Source organism: Marinobacterium rhizophilum (genome assembly GCF_024397915.1).
Classification (GTDB): domain Bacteria; phylum Pseudomonadota; class Gammaproteobacteria; order Pseudomonadales; family Balneatricaceae; genus Marinobacterium_A; species Marinobacterium_A rhizophilum_A.
In genome coordinates this window covers 3,285,752-3,303,740 of record NZ_CP073347.1, presented here as the reverse complement: position 1 = coordinate 3,303,740, position 17,989 = coordinate 3,285,752, and the positions used below count along the sequence as shown (strand labels likewise).

The 17,989-nt window shown below is 60.5% G+C and carries 13 protein-coding genes; 6 read left to right on the top strand and 7 right to left on the bottom strand.

Annotated elements, in window-relative coordinates:
- Positions 1-2 precede the first annotated feature (2 nt).
- Together KDW95_RS14835 and KDW95_RS14830 are read left to right on the top strand one after the other, a co-directional pair.
- On the top strand, positions 3-929 hold the full coding sequence (locus KDW95_RS14835; RefSeq protein WP_255852595.1) for an ABC transporter permease: 927 nt from the start codon (positions 3-5) through the stop codon (positions 927-929).
- A 69-nt stretch (positions 930-998) separates the two neighbouring features.
- The gene (locus KDW95_RS14830; RefSeq protein ID WP_255852594.1) at positions 999-2,084 is read left to right on the top strand and encodes a BMP family ABC transporter substrate-binding protein; all 1,086 of its coding nucleotides are present in this window, start codon (positions 999-1,001) and stop codon (positions 2,082-2,084) included.
- Positions 2,085-2,399: 315 nt separating this feature from the next.
- On the opposite strand, the gene metK is transcribed toward KDW95_RS14830, so the two are convergent.
- A complete protein-coding gene (gene metK, locus KDW95_RS14825; protein ID WP_255852593.1) occupies positions 2,400-3,590 on the bottom strand; it encodes a methionine adenosyltransferase in 1,191 nt (396 codons plus the stop codon).
- A gap of 291 nt (positions 3,591-3,881) precedes the next feature.
- Here metK and tkt point away from each other — a divergent pair, with 291 nt between their 5' ends.
- The 4 genes from tkt to fba all read left to right on the top strand — a co-directional run bounded on the left by tkt (position 3,882) and on the right by fba (position 9,342).
- A complete protein-coding gene (gene tkt, locus KDW95_RS14820; RefSeq protein WP_255852592.1) occupies positions 3,882-5,876 on the top strand; it encodes a transketolase in 1,995 nt (664 codons plus the stop codon).
- A 49-nt stretch (positions 5,877-5,925) separates the two neighbouring features.
- Positions 5,926-6,945 (top strand): type I glyceraldehyde-3-phosphate dehydrogenase, encoded by a 1,020-nt coding sequence (locus KDW95_RS14815; RefSeq protein WP_255852591.1) that lies wholly within the window; start codon positions 5,926-5,928, stop codon positions 6,943-6,945.
- Between the two features lie 43 nt (positions 6,946-6,988).
- Entirely contained in the window at positions 6,989-8,152 is a 1,164-nt protein-coding gene (locus KDW95_RS14810) for a phosphoglycerate kinase (RefSeq protein WP_255852590.1), read from the top strand.
- Positions 8,153-8,277: 125 nt separating this feature from the next.
- Positions 8,278-9,342, top strand: a complete 1,065-nt coding sequence (fba, locus tag KDW95_RS14805; protein ID WP_255852589.1) for a class II fructose-bisphosphate aldolase — start codon at positions 8,278-8,280, stop codon at positions 9,340-9,342.
- Positions 9,343-9,428: 86 nt separating this feature from the next.
- Here the strand turns inward: fba and KDW95_RS14800 are convergent, their stop codons facing one another.
- The 6 genes from KDW95_RS14800 to KDW95_RS14775 form a co-directional block, all read right to left on the bottom strand.
- Complete coding sequence (locus KDW95_RS14800) at positions 9,429-11,198, bottom strand: purine-cytosine permease family protein (RefSeq protein ID WP_255852588.1); 1,770 nt, start codon at positions 11,196-11,198, stop codon at positions 9,429-9,431.
- Positions 11,199-11,348: 150 nt separating this feature from the next.
- The gene (locus KDW95_RS14795) at positions 11,349-12,827 is read right to left on the bottom strand and encodes a mannitol dehydrogenase family protein (protein WP_255852587.1); all 1,479 of its coding nucleotides are present in this window, start codon (positions 12,825-12,827) and stop codon (positions 11,349-11,351) included.
- Positions 12,828-13,175: 348 nt separating this feature from the next.
- A complete protein-coding gene (locus KDW95_RS14790; RefSeq protein ID WP_255852586.1) occupies positions 13,176-14,285 on the bottom strand; it encodes an ABC transporter ATP-binding protein in 1,110 nt (369 codons plus the stop codon).
- A 239-nt stretch (positions 14,286-14,524) separates the two neighbouring features.
- The gene (locus KDW95_RS14785) at positions 14,525-15,358 is read right to left on the bottom strand and encodes a carbohydrate ABC transporter permease (RefSeq protein WP_255856524.1); all 834 of its coding nucleotides are present in this window, start codon (positions 15,356-15,358) and stop codon (positions 14,525-14,527) included.
- 16 nt (positions 15,359-15,374) lie between these two features.
- Positions 15,375-16,217 carry a carbohydrate ABC transporter permease gene (locus KDW95_RS14780; RefSeq protein WP_255856523.1) on the bottom strand — a complete coding sequence of 281 codons (843 nt, stop codon included), beginning with the start codon at positions 16,215-16,217 and terminating at the stop codon, positions 15,375-15,377.
- A 207-nt stretch (positions 16,218-16,424) separates the two neighbouring features.
- Complete coding sequence (locus KDW95_RS14775; protein WP_370646629.1) at positions 16,425-17,765, bottom strand: ABC transporter substrate-binding protein; 1,341 nt, start codon at positions 17,763-17,765, stop codon at positions 16,425-16,427.
- Positions 17,766-17,989 lie beyond the last annotated feature (224 nt).

The following is a 17,989-nucleotide window of genomic DNA, read 5'->3' as shown; positions in this document are numbered from 1 at the left end:
ATATGGATATGGATTTTGTGATCAACGTGCTCTACGCCATGATCCGCACCGGTACGCCGCTGCTGATCGTGGCGCTGGGCGAGCTGGTGTGTGAGCGCTCCGGGGTGCTGAACCTGGGACAGGAAGGCATGATGCTGGTGGGTGCTGTCTGTGGCTTTATCGTCGCACTGACGACGGGCAGCCTGTTGCTGGGGGTTCTGGCGGCGATACTGGCTGGCTGCCTGATGGCGCTGCTGTTTGGTGTCATCGCGCTGGGCCTGAGCGCCACCCAGGTGGCCACAGGCCTGGCCCTGACCATTCTGGGTACGGGGCTCAGCGCCTTTGTCGGCGAGAGCTTTGTCGGCCAGACCCTGCAGGGCTTCAAGGCACTGCCGATTCCGTTTTTAAGTGATATACCGCTGCTGGGGCCGCTGCTGTTCAACCATGACCTGCTGGTCTACCTGTCCTTTGGCCTCTTTGCCGGCGTCATCTGGTTCCTGCGCAGTACCCGGGCCGGCCTGATGCTCAAGGCCATCGGCGAAACGCCGGAGTCCGCCACGGCGGTGGGGTTGCCGGTGATGCGGGTGCGTTACCTGGCGGTACTGTTCGGCGGGGCCATGGCGGGCCTGGCCGGTGGTTATCTTTCCCTGGCTTATACTCCGCTCTGGGCCGAAGGCATGACCGCCGGGCGTGGCTGGATCGCGCTGGCGCTGGTGGTGTTTGCCAGCTGGCGCGCCGAGCGCGTGATGTTCGGCGCCTACCTGTTTGGCCTGGCCAGTATTTTGCATCTGATCGTGCAGGGCATGGGCGTCAGCATTTCGTCCAACCTGCTGGCCATGCTGCCCTATGTAGTAACCATCCTGGTGCTGGTGTTGCTGTCGAGCAACAAGGCACGGGTTCGGCTCTATGCTCCGGTGTCACTGGGCAAGCCGTTCCATCGTACCCAGTAACCAATGTGCGCAACTTCAACCGACAACCGTTGGGAAACAAACGCTGATAACAGCAGGAGAGTGGATTCTATGGCAATGCAATTGGGAGCTTTGGTCCGTGCCGCGTCGGTGGCGTTGCTGGCAACGGCGATATCCGGTGCCGCGCTGGCGCAGGACCCGCTAAAGGTCGGTTTTGTCTATATCGGCCCCACCGGCGATGCCGGCTATACCTATGCCCATGACAAGGGGCGCAAGTACATGGAGGAAAAACTCGGAGATCAGGTGACCTCGACCTACGTCGAGAACGTCGCGGAGGGCGCGGACTCCGAGCGGGTTATTCGCCAGCTCGCCAAGAGCGGCAATGAGCTGATTTTTACCACCTCCTTTGGCTACATGAACCCGACCCTGAAGGTGGCCAAGCAGTTTCCCAAGGTCGCCTTTGAGCATGCCACCGGTTACAAGCGTTCCGCCAACGTCGGTACCTACATGGGGCGCATCTATGAGTCGCGCTACCTCACCGGCGTGATCGCCGGCAAGATGACCAAGAGCAACGTGGTGGGTTACGTCGGTTCATTCCCGATCCCGGAAGTCGTGCGCGGCATCAATGCCTTTACCCAGGGGCTGCGCAGCGTTAACCCCGATGCCACCGTCAAGGTGGTCTGGGTGAGTTCCTGGTATGACCCGGCGAAGGAGCTGGAAGCGGCCGAGAGCCTGATTCTGCAGGGCGCGGACGTGATCAGTCAGCACACCGATTCAGCCGGCCCGATCCAGGCGGCAGAAGCCAAGGGTGTTTATGCCTTCGGTTACAACTCCGACATGTCGCTCTACGGCAAGAAGGCGCACCTGAGTGCAGCCGTGTTCAACTGGGGGCCGCTGTACGAAGCCAAGGCGCGCGCCGTGATTGATGGCAGCTGGAAAGCCGAGGATGTCTGGCAGGGGCTGGCAGCAGGCTATGTGGACCTGGCGCCCATGAGCGATGCGGTACCGGCGGATGTGCAAGAGCTGGTGACGGGCCTCAAGCAGCAGATTATCGATGGCGCTTTGCACCCCTTCGCCGGACCTGTGAAAAACCAGGCAGGTGACCTAATGGCGGCAGAAGGTGAAGTGCTGGCCGACAAGGAGCTGCTTTCCATGGGCTACTACGTGGAAGGTGTGGAAGGCGAACTCCCGAAATAACCGCCAGGGATGGCGGGCATCCTTAAAACGCAGGAGCAGTTTTTAAGGGAACCGCCAGGGACGGCGGGCATGCAGACTTTGCAGGAGCAAAAGCCTGTAACCGCCAGGGATGGCGGGCATGCAGACTTTGCAGGAGCAAAAGCCTGTAACCGCCAGGGATGGCGTAAATCCTGTAAACGCAGGAGCGGTTTCCAGGGACCGTTCGTCCTGAACATAAACCCTGCTCTCGTACCTCCTGTACCCGCAGGATAAATACATCCCTGTACAAAAAAGGGGCTGCCGGTGGCAGCCCCTTTTTCGAAGTCAGCGCCCCTGTCAGAGGCCTGCGTCGGCGCGCAGCGCCTCGGCCTTGTCGGTACGCTCCCAGGTGAAGGCGGTGAAGGTATCGTCACCCACCGTCATTTCGTAGGGGTTGCGGCCGAAGTGACCGTAGGCCGCGGTGGCCAGGTACATCGGGTGCAACAGGTCGAGCATGCGGGTGATGGCGAAGGGACGCAGGTCGAAGTGCGCGTTCACCAGCTGGATGATCTTCTCGTCGGAAACCTTGCCGGTGCCAAAGGTGTTGATGGCAACGGAGGTCGGCTCGGCCACGCCGATGGCGTAGGACACCTGGATCTCGCAGCGATCGGCCAGGCCTGCAGCAACGATGTTCTTGGCAACGTAGCGGCCGGCGTAGGCGGCGGAACGGTCAACCTTGGACGGGTCCTTGCCGGAGAAGGCGCCGCCACCGTGACGGGCCATGCCGCCGTAGGTATCGACGATGATCTTGCGGCCGGTCAGGCCACAGTCGCCCACCGGGCCGCCGATAACAAACTTGCCGGTCGGGTTGATGTGGAACTTGGTGTCCTTGCTGATCCACTCGGCCGGCAGGACATGCTTGATGATAAGTTCCATCACGGCTTCACGCAGGTCTGCCTGGTGAACTTCCGGGTTGTGCTGGGTGGACAGTACCACGGCATCGATACCGCAGGGCTTGCCGTTTTCGTAACGGAAGGTGACCTGGGATTTGGCATCCGGACGCAGCCAGGGCAGCAGCCCTGAGCGACGTGCTTCGGCCTGGCGCTCGACCAGGCGGTGGGCGTAGGTAATCGGTGCCGGCATCAGCACGTCGGTGTCGTTGGAGGCGTAGCCGAACATCAGTCCCTGGTCGCCGGCGCCCTGATCTTCGGGGCGGGAGCGGTCAACGCCCTGGGCGATATCGATGGACTGCTTGCCGATGATGTTCAGAACGCCGCAGGTTTCGCCGTCGTAGCCGACATCGGAGGAGGTGTAGCCGATCTTGCAGATGACGTCACGGACGAGTTTTTCCAGGTCGATCCAGGCATTGGTGCTGATCTCGCCGGACACGATGGCAACACCGGTCTTGACCATGGTTTCGCAGGCCACACGGGCGTACTTGTCTTCGGCAATGATGGCATCAAGTACTGCGTCGGAAATCTGATCCGCAATCTTGTCCGGATGGCCTTCAGACACGGATTCGGAAGTGAACAAGCCGTATTCGCTCATCTGCGCTATGCATCCTCTTTTCAGGGGGTATAACTAAAAGAAGCCTGTGCCAGACCGGCCAGGCAATTTCATGATTGCGCGCATTTTACCGGCGATGGATGCAAAATGCATGACGAATGCCGGCGTTTTTAATGAATTTTTCCAGTTTGCAGATGAATTCGCCTCATTCAGGTGCAAAAAAGATCGATTCTTGTTTGATGCGCAAGGGCAACTAAGCGAAAATTACGCCTTTCAAATTTTCAGTCTTCCACACTCTTACTTGTTCGGGTCAAAATCCCAGGAGTTGTTTTAATGTCCTCTCGCAGAGAACTTGCCAACGCCATTCGTGCGCTGAGTATGGACGCGGTCCAGAAAGCGAAGTCCGGCCACCCCGGAGCGCCCATGGGCATGGCGGATATCGCCGAAGTGCTTTGGAACGATTTTCTGAATCATAACCCGACCAACCCGCAGTGGTTCGACCGCGACCGTTTCGTGCTGTCTAACGGCCACGGTTCCATGCTGGTTTACTCGCTGCTGCACCTGAGCGGCTACGATGTCAGCATCGAGGACATCAAGAACTTCCGTCAGCTGCATTCCAAGACCGCCGGTCACCCCGAATACGGCTACTGCCCGGGCGTTGAAACCACCACCGGCCCGCTGGGTCAGGGTATCTCCAATGCCGTGGGTTTCGCCATCGCCGAGAAAACCCTGGCGGCGCAGTTCAACCGCGACGGTCACGACATCATCGACCACTACACCTATGCCTTCATGGGTGACGGCTGCATGATGGAAGGTATCTCCCACGAGTCCTGCGCCCTGGCGGGTACCCTGGGACTCGGCAAACTGATCGCGTTCTGGGATGACAACGGCATCTCCATCGACGGTGAAGTGGAAGGCTGGTTTACCGATGATACGCCCAAGCGTTTCGAGTCCTACGGCTGGCAGGTGATCGCCGGTGTCGATGGTCACGACCCCGATCAGATCCGTGCCGCCATCGAACAGGCCCAGGCCAACAGCGATCAGCCGACCCTGATCTGCTGCAAGACCATCATCGGTTTTGGCTCGCCCAACAAGGAAGGCAAGGAAGACTGTCACGGCGCGCCGCTGGGTGACGACGAAATCGCCCTGACCCGCGCCCGCCTGGGCTGGGAACACGGCCCGTTCGAAGTGCCGCAGGACATCTACGACGACTGGGATGCCCGCGAGGCCGGCAACCGTGCCGAAAACGAGTGGAATGCCCGTTTCGCGGCCTACCGTGCCGAATTCCCGGAACTGGCCGACCAGCTGCTGCGCCGTATCAGCGGTGAGCTGCCGGCAGACTTCGCCGAGAAAGCTGACGCCTGGATTCAGGAAGTGGCTGACAAGGGTGACACCATTGCGTCGCGCAAGGCGTCCCAGAATGCCCTTAATGCCTTTGGCCCGATGCTGCCGGAGCTGCTCGGCGGCTCGGCGGACCTGGCCGGTTCCAACCTGACCCTCTGGTCCGGTGCCAAGGGGGTGACCCGCCAGGATGCCAGCGGCAATTACCTGTTCTACGGCGTGCGCGAGTTCGGCATGTCCGCCATCATGAACGGCCTGGCCCTGCACGGCGGCTTTATTCCTTACGGTGCCACTTTCCTGGTGTTCATGGAATATGCCCGCAATGCATTGCGCATGGCGGCCCTGATGAAACAGCGTGCGATCCATGTCTATACCCACGACTCCATTGGTCTGGGTGAAGATGGCCCGACGCACCAGCCGGTGGAGCAGATCTCCAACCTGCGCCACACCCCCAACATGAGCCTGTGGCGCCCCTGTGACGCGGTTGAGTCCGCGGTGGCCTGGAAATGTGCGCTGGAGCGTACCGATGGTCCGAGCGCGCTGATTTTCTCGCGTCAGAACCTGCCGCACCAGGCGCGCAGCGCCGAACAGCTGGCCAATGTCGCCAAGGGTGGCTACATCCTGCGTGACTGTGCCGGCCAGCCGGACGCCATCCTGATTGCCACCGGTTCCGAAATCGGTCTGGCAATGGATGCCGCCGAGGTCCTGAGCAAGGAAGGCAAGCAGGTGCGCGTGGTGTCCATGCCCTCCACCGATCGCTTTGAAGCCCAGGATGCGGCTTACCGCGAGTCGGTGCTGCCGGCCCAGGTCAGCGCCCGTGTCGCCGTTGAAGCGGCCCAGGCCGACTACTGGTACAAGTACGTGGGCCTGAACGGCGCTATCGTCGGCATGCGCAGCTTCGGTGAATCGGCCCCGGCCGGCGAGCTGTTCAAGCACTTCGGCTTTACCGTCGAGAACGTCGTCGACACCGTAAAATCCGTTCTTTAATCGCGACAGGGCCGGCTTTTGCCGGCCTTGCCTTTGGCGTTGTATGTCGATGAAGTATCGCGTTGCAATCAATGGTTATGGCCGCATCGGGCAGTGTGTACTGCGCGCCATCTACGAGTGCGGCTTTCGTCGTGATTTCGAGGTGGTGGCGCTCAACGAGTTGGCGGATATCGAAACGGTCAGCTACCTGACGCGCTACGACACCACCCACGGGCGCTTTCCGTTACCGGTTTCCCATGACGGTAATGACCTGCTGATCGATGGCGACCGCATTCGGGTGCTGAACGAGCCGGATCCGCGCAACCTGCCCTGGCGCGAGCTCAAGGTGGACCTGGTGCTGGAGTGTTCCGGTGCCTTCAAGGATCGCCACAATGCCGAGCTGCACCTGGCCAAGGGCGCAGGCCGGCTGCTGTTTTCACAGCCGGCCACGGCGGAGGTGGATGCCACCATCGTTTACGGACTGAATCAGCAGTTGCTGCAGGCCTCCCAGACGATAGTGTCGGCGGCTTCCTGTACCACCAACTGCGTGGTGCCGGTGCTGGATCTGCTGGATCGCGAATTCGGCATCGTGAACGGGGTTACCACCACCATTCACTCGGCCATGAACGATCAGCCGGTGATTGACAGCTACCATCAAACGGATCTGCGCCTGACGCGCAGCGCGCTGCAGTCGATTATCCCGGTGGATACGGGGCTGGGGCGCGGTATTGATCGCCTGCTGCCTCACCTGGCCGGGCGCTTTGAGTGTTTGCACCTGCGGGTGCCAACCATCAACGTGTCGGCCATGGACCTGACCATCAATGTGCGTCGCGAAACCTCGGTCGAGGAGGTCAACGCCCTGATGCGTGCCAGTGCCAATGGCACTTTGCAGGGGCTGCTGGGCTATACCAATGAGCCTCATGCCTCGGTGGACTTCAATCGCGACCCGCGCTCCGGCGTGTTCGATGCCACCCAGACCCGGGTGAGCGGTGGCACCATGCTGAAGATGTTGTGCTGGTTCGACAACGAATGGGGCTTTGCCAATCGCATGCTGGATGTGGCGCGTCACTGGCTCAATTGCCGGGACTAGCGGGCTTACAGTTTTTATTTCACAAGCACAGGTAGGACACTCAATGAGCGTACTGAAAATGACGGAGCTTGATCTGGCCGCTAAGCGGGTCCTGATCAGAGAAGATCTCAATGTGCCGGTCAAGGATGGCCAGGTCACGTCGGATGCACGTATCCGTGCGGCCCTGCCGACCCTGGAGCTCGCGCTCAAGGCCGGTGCCAGGGTCATGGTGATGTCTCACCTGGGGCGTCCGACCGAGGGCGAGTACGACGAACAGTACTCCCTGGCGCCGGTTGCCGCGCACCTGGGCAAGCTGCTCGGTCGCGAGGTACCGCTGATCAGGGACTGGACCCAGGGCGGCTTCAGCGTTGGCGAAGGCGAGCTGGTACTGCTGGAAAACGTGCGCTTTAATGCCGGTGAAAAGAAGGATGACGAAGCCCTGTCCCGCCAGATGGCGGCACTGTGCGATGTCTATGTCATGGATGCCTTCGGCACCGCGCACCGCGCCCAGGCATCGACCCACGGCGTTGCCCGCTTTGCCGCACAGGCCTGTGCCGGCCCGTTGCTGGCCGGTGAGCTGGACGCGCTGGGCAAGGCACTGCTGAGCCCTGCACGTCCGCTGGCGGCGATCGTTGGCGGCTCCAAGGTGTCCACCAAGCTGGAAGTGCTGAACTCGCTGTCCGACAAGGTCGATCAGCTGATCGTTGGCGGCGGCATCGCCAACACCTTCCTGGCGGCGGCCGGCAAGCCGGTGGGCAAGTCGCTGTGCGAGCACGACCTGATCCCGGTGGCCAAGGCGCTGATGGAACGGGTGTCCATTCCCCTGCCGGTGGATGTGGTGGTGGCGACCGAGTTTGCCGAAACCGCCACGGCGACGGTCAAGCTGGTGGACGATGTGGCTGCCGACGACATGATCCTGGACATAGGCCCGCAGTCTGCGGCGGCGCTGGCCGAACTGCTGAAAAGCGCCGGCACCATTATCTGGAACGGTCCGGTGGGCGTGTTCGAATTCGACCAGTTCGGTGAGGGCACCAAGACCCTGTCACTGGCGATTGCGGCCAGCCAGGGCTTTTCCATTGCCGGCGGTGGCGACACCCTGGCGGCGGTGGACAAGTACGGTATCGCCGATCAGGTATCCTACATCTCCACCGGTGGCGGTGCTTTCCTCGAGTTTGTCGAAGGCAAGGTACTGCCGGCCGTGGCGATGCTGGAATCGCGTCTGAGTTAACTCTGAATTGAGCGGACTGATACACTGCTGTATCGGCCCTCGACCCGGTGCAGGCCGGGAACTGAACTGAATCCGGGTTGCTGCCAGGTGCGGCGGCCCTCTGAACTGATACGAAGGGTGACCTAATGGCTCTCATCTCCATGCGTCAGCTGCTGGACCATGCCGCGGAAACCGGCTACGGCATTCCGGCCTTTAACGTCAACAACCTGGAACAGATGCGCGCCATCATGGAAGCGGCTGCCAAGACCGACTCTCCGGTGATCGTGCAGGCCTCTGCCGGTGCCCGCAAGTACGCGGGCTCCAACTTCCTGCGTCACATGATTCTGGCCGCTATCGAAGAATTTCCGCATATCCCGGTGTGCATGCACCAGGACCACGGCACCTCGCCGGCCGTATGCCAGCGTTCCATCGCCATGGGCTTTTCGTCTGTCATGATGGACGGCTCCCTGGGCGAAGACGGCAAAACGCCGACCAGCTACGAATACAATGTCGATGTAACCCGTCGTACCGTTGAAATGGCCCACGCCTGCGGCGTGTCGGTTGAGGGTGAACTCGGCTGCCTGGGTTCGCTGGAAACCGGACAGGCCGGTGAAGAAGACGGCATCGGCGCCGAAGGCATCCTGACCCACGACCAGATGCTGACCGACCCGGATGAGGCGGCAGACTTCGTCTCCAAGACCAATGTCGATGCCCTGGCCATTGCCTGCGGTACTTCCCACGGTGCCTACAAGTTCAGCCGTCCGCCCACCGGCGATATCCTGGCGATCGATCGCATCAAGGCGATCCATCAGCGTATCCCGGGTACCCACCTGGTCATGCACGGTTCCTCCTCCGTGCCCCAGGAATGGCTGGCGGTGATCAACGAGTTCGGTGGCGAGATTCCGGAAACCTACGGCGTGCCGGTTGAGCAGATCGTTGAAGGCATCAAGTACGGCGTGCGCAAGGTCAACATCGATACCGATCTGCGCCTGGCGTCCACCGGCGCGGTGCGCCGATTCCTGGCGCAGAACCCGTCCGAGTTCGATCCGCGCAAATTCCTCAAGGCCACCATGACGGCCATGAGCGAGATCTGCGAAGCCCGCTTCGAAGCCTTCGGCACCGCCGGCAATGCCAGCAAGCTGCGCGCGATTTCGCTGGAAGACATGGCAACCCGCTACGATCGCGGCGAGCTGAATGCCAGGGTGAACTAAGCCATTTGCGGCACCGAAAAAAGGCGACCCTCGGGTCGCCTTTTTGCGTCTACCGGCCTGTTGAAGGCCGGCTCAGTTTCTTTCCTTTACGCAGCACTAACTGCGGCTTTGCACGGACTTGGCGCCTGTGTCAGGGCCTTGCGTCGTTTCATCGCCCAGTAGGCGCATGTGAAATATAGCAGGGTGCAGATGAAGCCGACGTTGTTGAAAAGCTCGCGGTTGACTTCATAGGCGACCATGTCCGGGCTGCGGAACAGAGTATTGCACGCCAGCACAAAGGTAATCACCAGACTTGCGCGAGACACCCAAATCAGCCACCTCGACAGGGTCGTAGTTTCATCGAGCTGCACGGTGCCAGTACTCGCCAGCTCCCGCTCCTGCGCCTGGTGGTACGCCTCGACTTCCCGGTGATAGGCCTGCATTGCGGCTTCCTCTTCCGGGTACTCTTTGCCTGCGCCGTATTTGCTGGCCATCAGCGTATACACCAGGATTGTGAAGATCCAGGTCGGAATGAACAAATAGTAAAACGACATGACGTCCAGCGCATTAAGGCCGAAGCCAAAGACCAAGCCTGCTCCCCAGGATGCAATCGCGGGTGTGCTGTGGTCAAGTTTGCGGAAGGTGACCCAGTAGCGGGTCAGGCCAACACGGGGGAAAACAAAATGCTCGGCGCAAACGATGGCGCCAACAGGGACAACCAGCAGGCCGGCATAGGTCAGCAATGGCAGCATATTGTTATAAACAAAGGGGAAACAGGCGATGATTACGGTCACGAGGCCGACTGCCAGTGTCGTTCTCTGGCGTGATTTATCCTGAAAGATTGCCTGGGCGGCGAGGCCGGCGCGGTAAAGGTTGGCGTTGGCCGTGGTCCAGCCGGCAACGATCACAATGACGAACCCTGACAAACCGAGCGCATGGAAAGCCACATCACCGGGATCAAGCGTCGCAATCGAGGTTTTCAGGATCACGGCGGTACCGGCCCCCATGATGCCCGCGGCAATCCAGGCGATATAGTGTCCGAACAGCATGCCGGAGCTGGTGCACAGACCGTATGACCTCTTCTTGGCAAACCGAAACAAGGCCATATCAATCAGGCCGAAATGGGTCAGGGTGTTGGCCGCCCAGGCGAAGCCTATCACTTCCATCAGGCCGATGCCCGGCTCGCCCTCAGCATTCAGACCGGTCCATATGGATTGGCTGCCTATTTCAATAAAATCCTGCCAGCTATTCAGAGAGGTCTGTCCAAGCACCGACTCGGCCAGCGGGGGCAGCATTATGAGAGCACCGGCGGTAAACATGATAAACAGCCAGGGTGCGCAAATGCTCGAGAACTCGGACAGGGCATTGAAGCCGTACATCGCAACCAGGACCACGATGGCTCCAACGGCCAGCACAATCATGACAAACCAGGGGTTGGTCGGATGCCAGTCCAGCTGTGCCGGGATATCGAATAAAAACCGTACCGCGGTTGCTGACACCGTTATCATCGCCGCCGATATCACGGTAAAAATAATGACGTTCGCCCAGTTATACAGTTTTGTCATCGTGCCACCGGCAATCTTGTGCAGGTAGGTATAGAGGCTGAGCCGCGTTTCAACGGCGATGGGGGCGGTAATCAGGGTCCAGCTCAACAGCGCCAGGATATTGCCAATCAGCAAGCCCAGCAGAATATCCATGGTCTTGGCGCCCAGCGCCACGAAGGTCGCGCCGATGACGAACTCGGTGGCGGCAACGTGTTCGCCGGCGTAGAGGCCCAGAAAGTGCTTCCAGCCGTGAAGCTTGTGGGCCGGGACGGGCAGTTGCTCTGCATCGGTAGCGCCGAAATCTACCGTCGGCTGTGCGGTTTTCATGTTCATGCGGTTGCTTCTTGTTGCTGGTGTCACTTGAAAAAAGGCCACCCGCGTCCGATACCGGCGCAGGCTGCGAGTGCGTGTTTAACATTGGGTGTAACACTGAAGCGCCAGCCCTCTGGGCTGGCGCGGTGCGTGCGGGAATCGGGCCGCGGGTCAGGCGACCTGGTCGAGTCCCGCCAGGGTCAGGGCCACGCCCTGCGTTTCCAGGTGGTGCAGCGCGGACTCGAAGGCACTGACCAGCCCGGGGCAAGCCTGCAGATCGGGACCGAAGATATCTTCCAGACCCAGGAAGCGCATGCTGAGCCCGTCCCGCTGGGCGCAGGCCGACAGCAGCAATTCCGCCAGCGGATCCTCGACCTTGTAGTCCGCGTTCGGAGCCTCGGCTTCATGCAGGTAGAGCGCCCAGCCCGCCAGGACCAGCGCAAAGCGGTGCACGGGGGCGCCGGCTTCAAGGCGTTCTTCCAGCGTTCCCAGAATGAATTTGGGAATCTTGCTGGAGCCGTCCATGCACAGGCGGGCCAGCTGGTCGCCAATGCGGGGGTTGGCGAAGCGTTCAATCAGGGTGTCCTTGTACTGCTCCAGGCTGATGCCTTCGATCGTGCCGAGCGTCGGGGTGACATCCTGATCCATGAAGGTACGGATAAACCCGCTCAGGCGGCCATCCTGCATCACTTCGTGACTGTAGCGGTAGCCCGCCAGGTAGCCCAGGTAGCTCATGGCCGAGTGGCTGGCATTGAGCAGGCGCATTTTCATCCGTTCGTAGGGGGCGACATCGGCGGTAAATTGCACGCCGACCTTTTCCCAGGCGGGGCGGCCGTTACAGAAATCGTCTTCCATGACCCACTGCAGAAAGGGCTCGCAAACCACCGGCCAGGCATCGTCGATGCCTGCATGGTTTCGCAGCAGCTCCTTGTGGGCGCTGGTGGTGATCGGCGTAATACGATCCACCATGCTGTTGGGGAAGCTGGCATTGTCGGCAATCCAGCGGGCCAGCTCCGGGTTCTGGCGTGTAACGAAACTCAGCAGGGCGTGGCGGGCCTTGTCGCCATTGTGCGGCAGGTTATCGCAGGACATCAGGGTAAAGGCCGGCAGGTTGCGTGCCCGTCGTGTTGCCAGGGCGGCGCTGAGGTAGCCGAATACGCTGCGGGGGGCCTCCGGCTGCGCCAGGTCATGCACGATATCGGGGTGCGAAAAGTCGAACTCTCCGCTGTGGTCGTCCAGCATGTAGCCGCCTTCGGTAATGGTCAGCGAGACGATGCGAGTGTCGGGTGCCGCCAGCTTTTCCAGCACGGCGGCCGGGTTATCCGGGGCAAACAGGAAATCGCTGATAGCGCCTATCACCTGTACGCTGGGATGTTCGGCCTGGCCCAGTTCCATCAGGCTGTAGAGGTAATCCTGGTTTTGCAGCACCTGCCCCATGGCGCGGTCATTCTCGCGCAGGCCGATGCCGCAAATACCCCATTCCTGGTCCTGTGTCAGGCGCAGGAAGTGTTCCGTGTAGACGGCTTCATGGGCGCGATGAAAACCGCCGACGCCAATATGAACGATACCATGGCGCAAGGCATGGCGCGGGTAGGTGGGGTACGTAATCGTAGCGCCCAGCTGGGCAAGCGTGGCAGTGTTGAGTTTCACAGGGATCACCAATAGTTGATCAGATAGCCGTGGCTCACCCGGCCTGCAGGGTGATTGACTATCCATTGGGTACGATAAAAAACCGCTGTGCCTGGTGAACCAGACACAGCGGGTGGCTTGCGCCAAACTGATTCCTAATCTGGTTGGCAAACAGGTTCCTTCCCTATTTGCCAGTCGCCCCGCTCTTTTCACCCTTCAGGGATGGGCGTACGTGCGTGTACGCGCTGGATTCTTTGGGGGTGAATAGACGGGGTTAGCATTGGGCCATCTTTTTAAATGGAAGGCCCAATGATGAAACATCCCTGTTTCATGTATTAACCCGGGTTAATACTGCCTGGTGGCAGCGCCTCAGGCCGCCTGGGCGGGAGTGCGCGGACGCGGGATGGTCTTGCCCGTGGCGTCGAACAGGTGCGCCTGGGTCAGGTCCGGTGCCAGGCCCGCATCCTGGCCGTAATCGCCGCTGAAGTCCCCCGGCGCCCGTACGGTGAGGCTTTCACCATTGGGCAGGTTGATGTAGCAGTAGGTGTCCGCACCCAGGTGCTCGGTCACATCCAGACGTACCTTGAACGGGCTGGCGTCCTTGTCGACCACCTCGATATGTTCCGGCCGGATGCCCAGGGTGATCTCGTCGCCGGCCTTCAGGCCGGTAGCCTGGTGCGGCAGCTGGTATTGCGGGCCGCAGTCCAGCACCACGCTGACGCCATCGTTGCCGGCAGTCTGGACGGTGCCCTTGAGGAAGGCCATTTTCGGCGTGCCGATGAAGCCGGCCACGAACTGGTTCACCGGGTGGTGGTAGAGCTCCAGCGGCGAGCCGACCTGTTCGACGCGACCGGCGTTCAGGACCACCACCTTGTCGGCCAGGGTCATGGCTTCGACCTGGTCGTGGGTGACGTAGATCATGGTGGCGTTGAGTTCCTTGTGCAGGCGCGCCAGTTCCAGGCGCATCAGCACGCGCAGCGCGGCATCGAGATTGGACAGCGGCTCGTCGAACAGGAACACCTTGGGGTTGCGCACGATGGCGCGGCCGATGGCGACACGCTGGCGCTGACCGCCGGACAGGGCCTTGGGCTTGCGTTCCAGCAGCGGGCCCAGTTCCAGTACCTTGGCGGCGTCTTCTACCTTGCGCTGCACTTCGTTCTTGTCGACGCCGGCCAGATCCAGTGCAAAGGACATGTTCTTGCGCACGCTCATGTGGGGGTACAGGGCGTAGGACTGGAACACCATGGCCAGGTCGCGCTTGGCCGGTGCCACGTCGGTGATCTCGCGCTCATCCAGGTGGATGCTGCCGCTGGTGACTTCTTCCAAGCCGGCGATCAGGCGCAGCAGGGTCGATTTGCCGCAGCCAGAGGGGCCGACGAAGACCACGAATTCGTGATCCTTGATGTCCAGGTCGATGCCCTTGATGATGTGGACGTCGTCAAAGCTTTTTTTCAGGTTGCGGATCGTCAGGTCAGACATGGAAAAATCCTCGTGTTTCTCGGCGCCGTCGGAGTCGTCACGGCGGCGCTGATCAGTCTGTTGTTGTTTTTAAACCTTCAATTAAACAGGCGTCCCTGCCTATTCAATTTTCGCCCTTGAAAACCGGGTGAAATTTTGCGAAATCCCTTGGTTTTAAAGGGCTCGCATTGACCTGCGGTCAATGGTGATGCCTCCATGCATCACGTGACCTGCGCGGTATTTTCATACCGGCTCTCTGTTTATTTCACGGCACCGAAGGACAGGCCGCGCACCAGCTGTTTCTGACTCAGCCAGCCGAAGATCAGGATCGGCGCACAGGCGAGGGTGGAGACCGCCGAGAGCTTGGCCCAGAACAGCCCTTCGGGACTGGAGTAGGACGCGACCAGGGCCGTGAGCGGCGCCGCCGACGAGGCGGTGAGGTTCAGTGACCAGAAGGCTTCGTTCCAGCTCAGTATCAGGGACAGCAGCACGGTGGAGGCCAGGCCGCCCTTGCTGATCGGCAGCAGCACGCGGTAGATTTCCTGCAGCGCGGTGGCGCCGTCCAGACGTGCCGCCTCGAGGATTTCCTTGGGGATTTCCTTGAAGTAGGTGTACACCATCCAGACCATGATCGGCAGGTTGATCAGGGTGTAGATCAGCACCAGGCCGGTTTTGGTATCCAGCAGGCCTGCGTCCTTGAACAGCAGGTAGATGGGCACCAGCACGCCGACCGGCGGCAGCATCTTGGTGGACAGCATCCACAGCAGCGTCGACTTGGTACGCTTGGTTTCGAAAAACGCCATGGAATAGGCCGCCGGCACCGCCAGCAGCATGCCCAGCAGGGTGGAGCCAAAGGACACCACCACCGAGTTCCAGGCGAAGTGGAAGTAGTCGCTGCGCTCATCGATTTCCAGGTAGTTCTCCAGCGTCGGCGTGAAGAACAGCTGCGGCGGCGTGGCGAAGGCATCGATTTCGGTCTTGAAGCTGGTCAGCAGCATCCAGAAAATCGGGAAGAAGATGGTCAGTGCGACCAGCCAGGCCAGGGCACCGAGCAATACCGTTTGTAACTGGCGGCCTTGTTTCAGGGTCAACATGCTCATAATCCCCTCCCTATGCTTTATCTGTAAGGTTCTTGCCGATCATCCGAATCAGGATGAAGGCGGCAACATTGGCGAGCAGTACCGCTACCAGGCCACCGGCCGAGGCCAGGCCCACATCGAATTGCAACAGCGCCTGGCTATAGATGAGGTAGGCCAGGTTGGTGGTCTCGTACCCCGGGCCACCGCCGGTGGTAGTGAAGATCTCGGCAAAGATCGACAGCAGGAAGATGGTCTCGATCATCACCACCACGGCAATCGGGCGCGCCAGGTGCGGCAGGGTGATGTGCCAGAAGATGGCGATCGGACCGGCACCGTCGAGGCGGGCGGCATCCTTCTGTTCCTGGTCCAGCGACTGCATGGCAGTCATCAGCAGCAGCACGGCGAAGGGCACCCACTGCCAGGACACGATCAGGATAATGGCCTCCATCGGGTAGGTGGAAAACCAGTCGATGGGCTCGGCGCCAAAGAAGCGCCACACCGCTGCAAAGACGCCGGATACCGGGTGCAGCAGCAGGTTCTTCCACACCAGCGCACTCACGGTGGGCATGATGAAGAACGGGGAAATCAGCAGGACGCGCACGATGCCACGGCCCCAGAAGGGGGTGTCCACCAGTACGGCAATCAGCGTACCGACAACGACGCTGATCAGCAGCACCGAACACACCAGCAGCAGGGTGTTCGTCATGCCGGCGGTAAAGCCTTCGTCGGTCAGAAAGAAGGTGAAGTTTTCCAGCCCGACGAACTCATTGTCGCCGGGGTACAGCAGGTTGTAGCGAATCAGGGAGAAATACAGGGTCATGGCCAGCGGAACGGCCATCCAGGCCAGCAGCACCAGCACCGACGGTGACACCATCGCCAGGCTGAGGCGGCTCTGTCGCTTGCGCTCTTCATGCACGGAGGTAGACGTCGCCGAGGCGTGCGTGGTCCCCTCGGCCGGCAGACTTGAGATGCTCATGGGCTTTGCTCTTCTTATGTTATTCAATAGATCGACACGTCCTGTGTCGGGCAGGTGGGCAGAGGAACTGCCCACCTGCGTTTCGCTAACCGTTGTTAGCCGAGTTTACTTATAGTAGCGGGCGCGCTTCATTTCACGTTCGGTGACGGACTGCGCGCTGGCGAGGGCCTCGTCCACGGTCATGCTGCCGGCCAGGGCGCCGGACACCAGCTTGCCGACCTGGGTGGCCACAGACTGGAACTCCGGAATGGCTGCGAACTGAATGCCGGTATAGGGCGACGGCTTCAGGGTCGAGTCATTCGGGTTGGCGCGGTCCATCGAGGCCAGGGTGGTCGCTGCGAAGGGAGCCGCCGCCATGTACTCGGCATTGGCATAGGTGGACGCACGGCTGCCCGGGGGCATGGCGGCGATACCGAACTTCTCGGCAACCAGCTGGCTGTATTCCTTGGAAGTCGCCCAGGTGGCAAAGGCGGTGGCAGCGTCCTTGGCATCGGAGCTGGCCGGAATTGCCAGACCCCAGGACCAGAGCCAGCCGGCACCCTTGGTGGTGACCTGCTGCGGGGCCAGGGCAAAGCCGACCGATTCGGCCACATTACTCTGGGACTTGTCCGTCACGAAGGCACCGGCCACGGTTGCATCGACCCACATGCCGCACTTGCCGGAGTTGAACAGCGCCAGGTTTTCGTTAAAACCGTTGGAGGAGGCGCCTGGAGGGCCATAGTTGCCCAGCAGATCAACGTAGAAGCTGACGGTGTTTTTCCACTCGCTGCCATTGAACTCGGGTTTCCACTCTTCATCAAACCAGCGTGCGCCAAAGGCATTGGACATGGTGCTGACCAGCGCCATGTTCTCGCCCCAGCCCGCCTTGCCGCGCAGGCAGATACCGTACTGGTCCTGCTCGGGCTTGTGCAGCGCCTTGGCGAAATCGCGCATCTGCTCCCAGCTCGGCTGTTCCGGCATGGCCAGCCCCGCGGCGTCGAACAGATCCTTGCGGTAATAGGTCATGGAGCTTTCGGAATAGAACGGCAGGCCGTAGAGGGTGCCCTCGGACGACAGACCATCGCGTACCGACGGGAAGATGTCTTCGGCATCGTAGTCCGCCGGCAGGTTGTCCATCGGAGCCAGCCAGCCCTTTTTGCCCCAAATCGGTGCTTCGTACATGCCAATGGTCATGACATCGAACTGACCACCGCCGGTGGCGATATCGGTGGTGAGGCGCTGACGCAGCACGTTCTCTTCCAGCACGACCCACTCCAGCTTGATATCCGGGTTCGCCGCCTCAAAGGCGCCGGACAGCTCCTGCATGCGGATCATGTCGCCGTTGTTGACGGTGCCGATGGTAACGGTGGTGCTGGCAAGGGCGCTGCCTGACACTGCGGCAATGGCAGTGGCAAGTACAGTGGAGGTAATCAGTGAGTTTTTCACGTTACGAGCCTCTTTTATCATTATGGTGTAGGTCGATATCCTGCACGTCCCAAGCTTAGTCGGCCCGGACGAATTGTCATCAGAACAACACCATTACACTGCGAACAGGGTCTAGGGTACAAATACCCTGTCGATTCAAATCTATACTTTTTTGTCATCAGGGTTGATTGGGATGTGCTGTGCATGCCAGTTTTTACTGGGCTACAGGGTTTTTTTTATGTGTTCGATACGAAGATCTCATCATA

Coding starts and splice junctions, on each gene's coding strand:
- KDW95_RS14835 (WP_255852595.1), top strand. CDS start 3: ATGGATATGGATTTTGTGATCAACGTGCTCTACGCCATGATCCGCACC.
- KDW95_RS14830 (WP_255852594.1), top strand. CDS start 999: ATGGCAATGCAATTGGGAGCTTTGGTCCGTGCCGCGTCGGTGGCGTTG.
- metK (WP_255852593.1), bottom strand. CDS start 3,590: ATGAGCGAATACGGCTTGTTCACTTCCGAATCCGTGTCTGAAGGCCAT.
- tkt (WP_255852592.1), top strand. CDS start 3,882: ATGTCCTCTCGCAGAGAACTTGCCAACGCCATTCGTGCGCTGAGTATG.
- KDW95_RS14815 (WP_255852591.1), top strand. CDS start 5,926: ATGAAGTATCGCGTTGCAATCAATGGTTATGGCCGCATCGGGCAGTGT.
- KDW95_RS14810 (WP_255852590.1), top strand. CDS start 6,989: ATGAGCGTACTGAAAATGACGGAGCTTGATCTGGCCGCTAAGCGGGTC.
- fba (WP_255852589.1), top strand. CDS start 8,278: ATGGCTCTCATCTCCATGCGTCAGCTGCTGGACCATGCCGCGGAAACC.
- KDW95_RS14800 (WP_255852588.1), bottom strand. CDS start 11,198: ATGAACATGAAAACCGCACAGCCGACGGTAGATTTCGGCGCTACCGAT.
- KDW95_RS14790 (WP_255852586.1), bottom strand. CDS start 14,285: ATGTCTGACCTGACGATCCGCAACCTGAAAAAAAGCTTTGACGACGTC.
- KDW95_RS14785 (WP_255856524.1), bottom strand. CDS start 15,358: ATGTTGACCCTGAAACAAGGCCGCCAGTTACAAACGGTATTGCTCGGT.
- KDW95_RS14780 (WP_255856523.1), bottom strand. CDS start 16,217: ATGGTGTCACCGTCGGTGCTGGTGCTGCTGGCCTGGATGGCCGTTCCG.
- KDW95_RS14775 (WP_370646629.1), bottom strand. CDS start 17,765: ATGATAAAAGAGGCTCGTAACGTGAAAAACTCACTGATTACCTCCACT.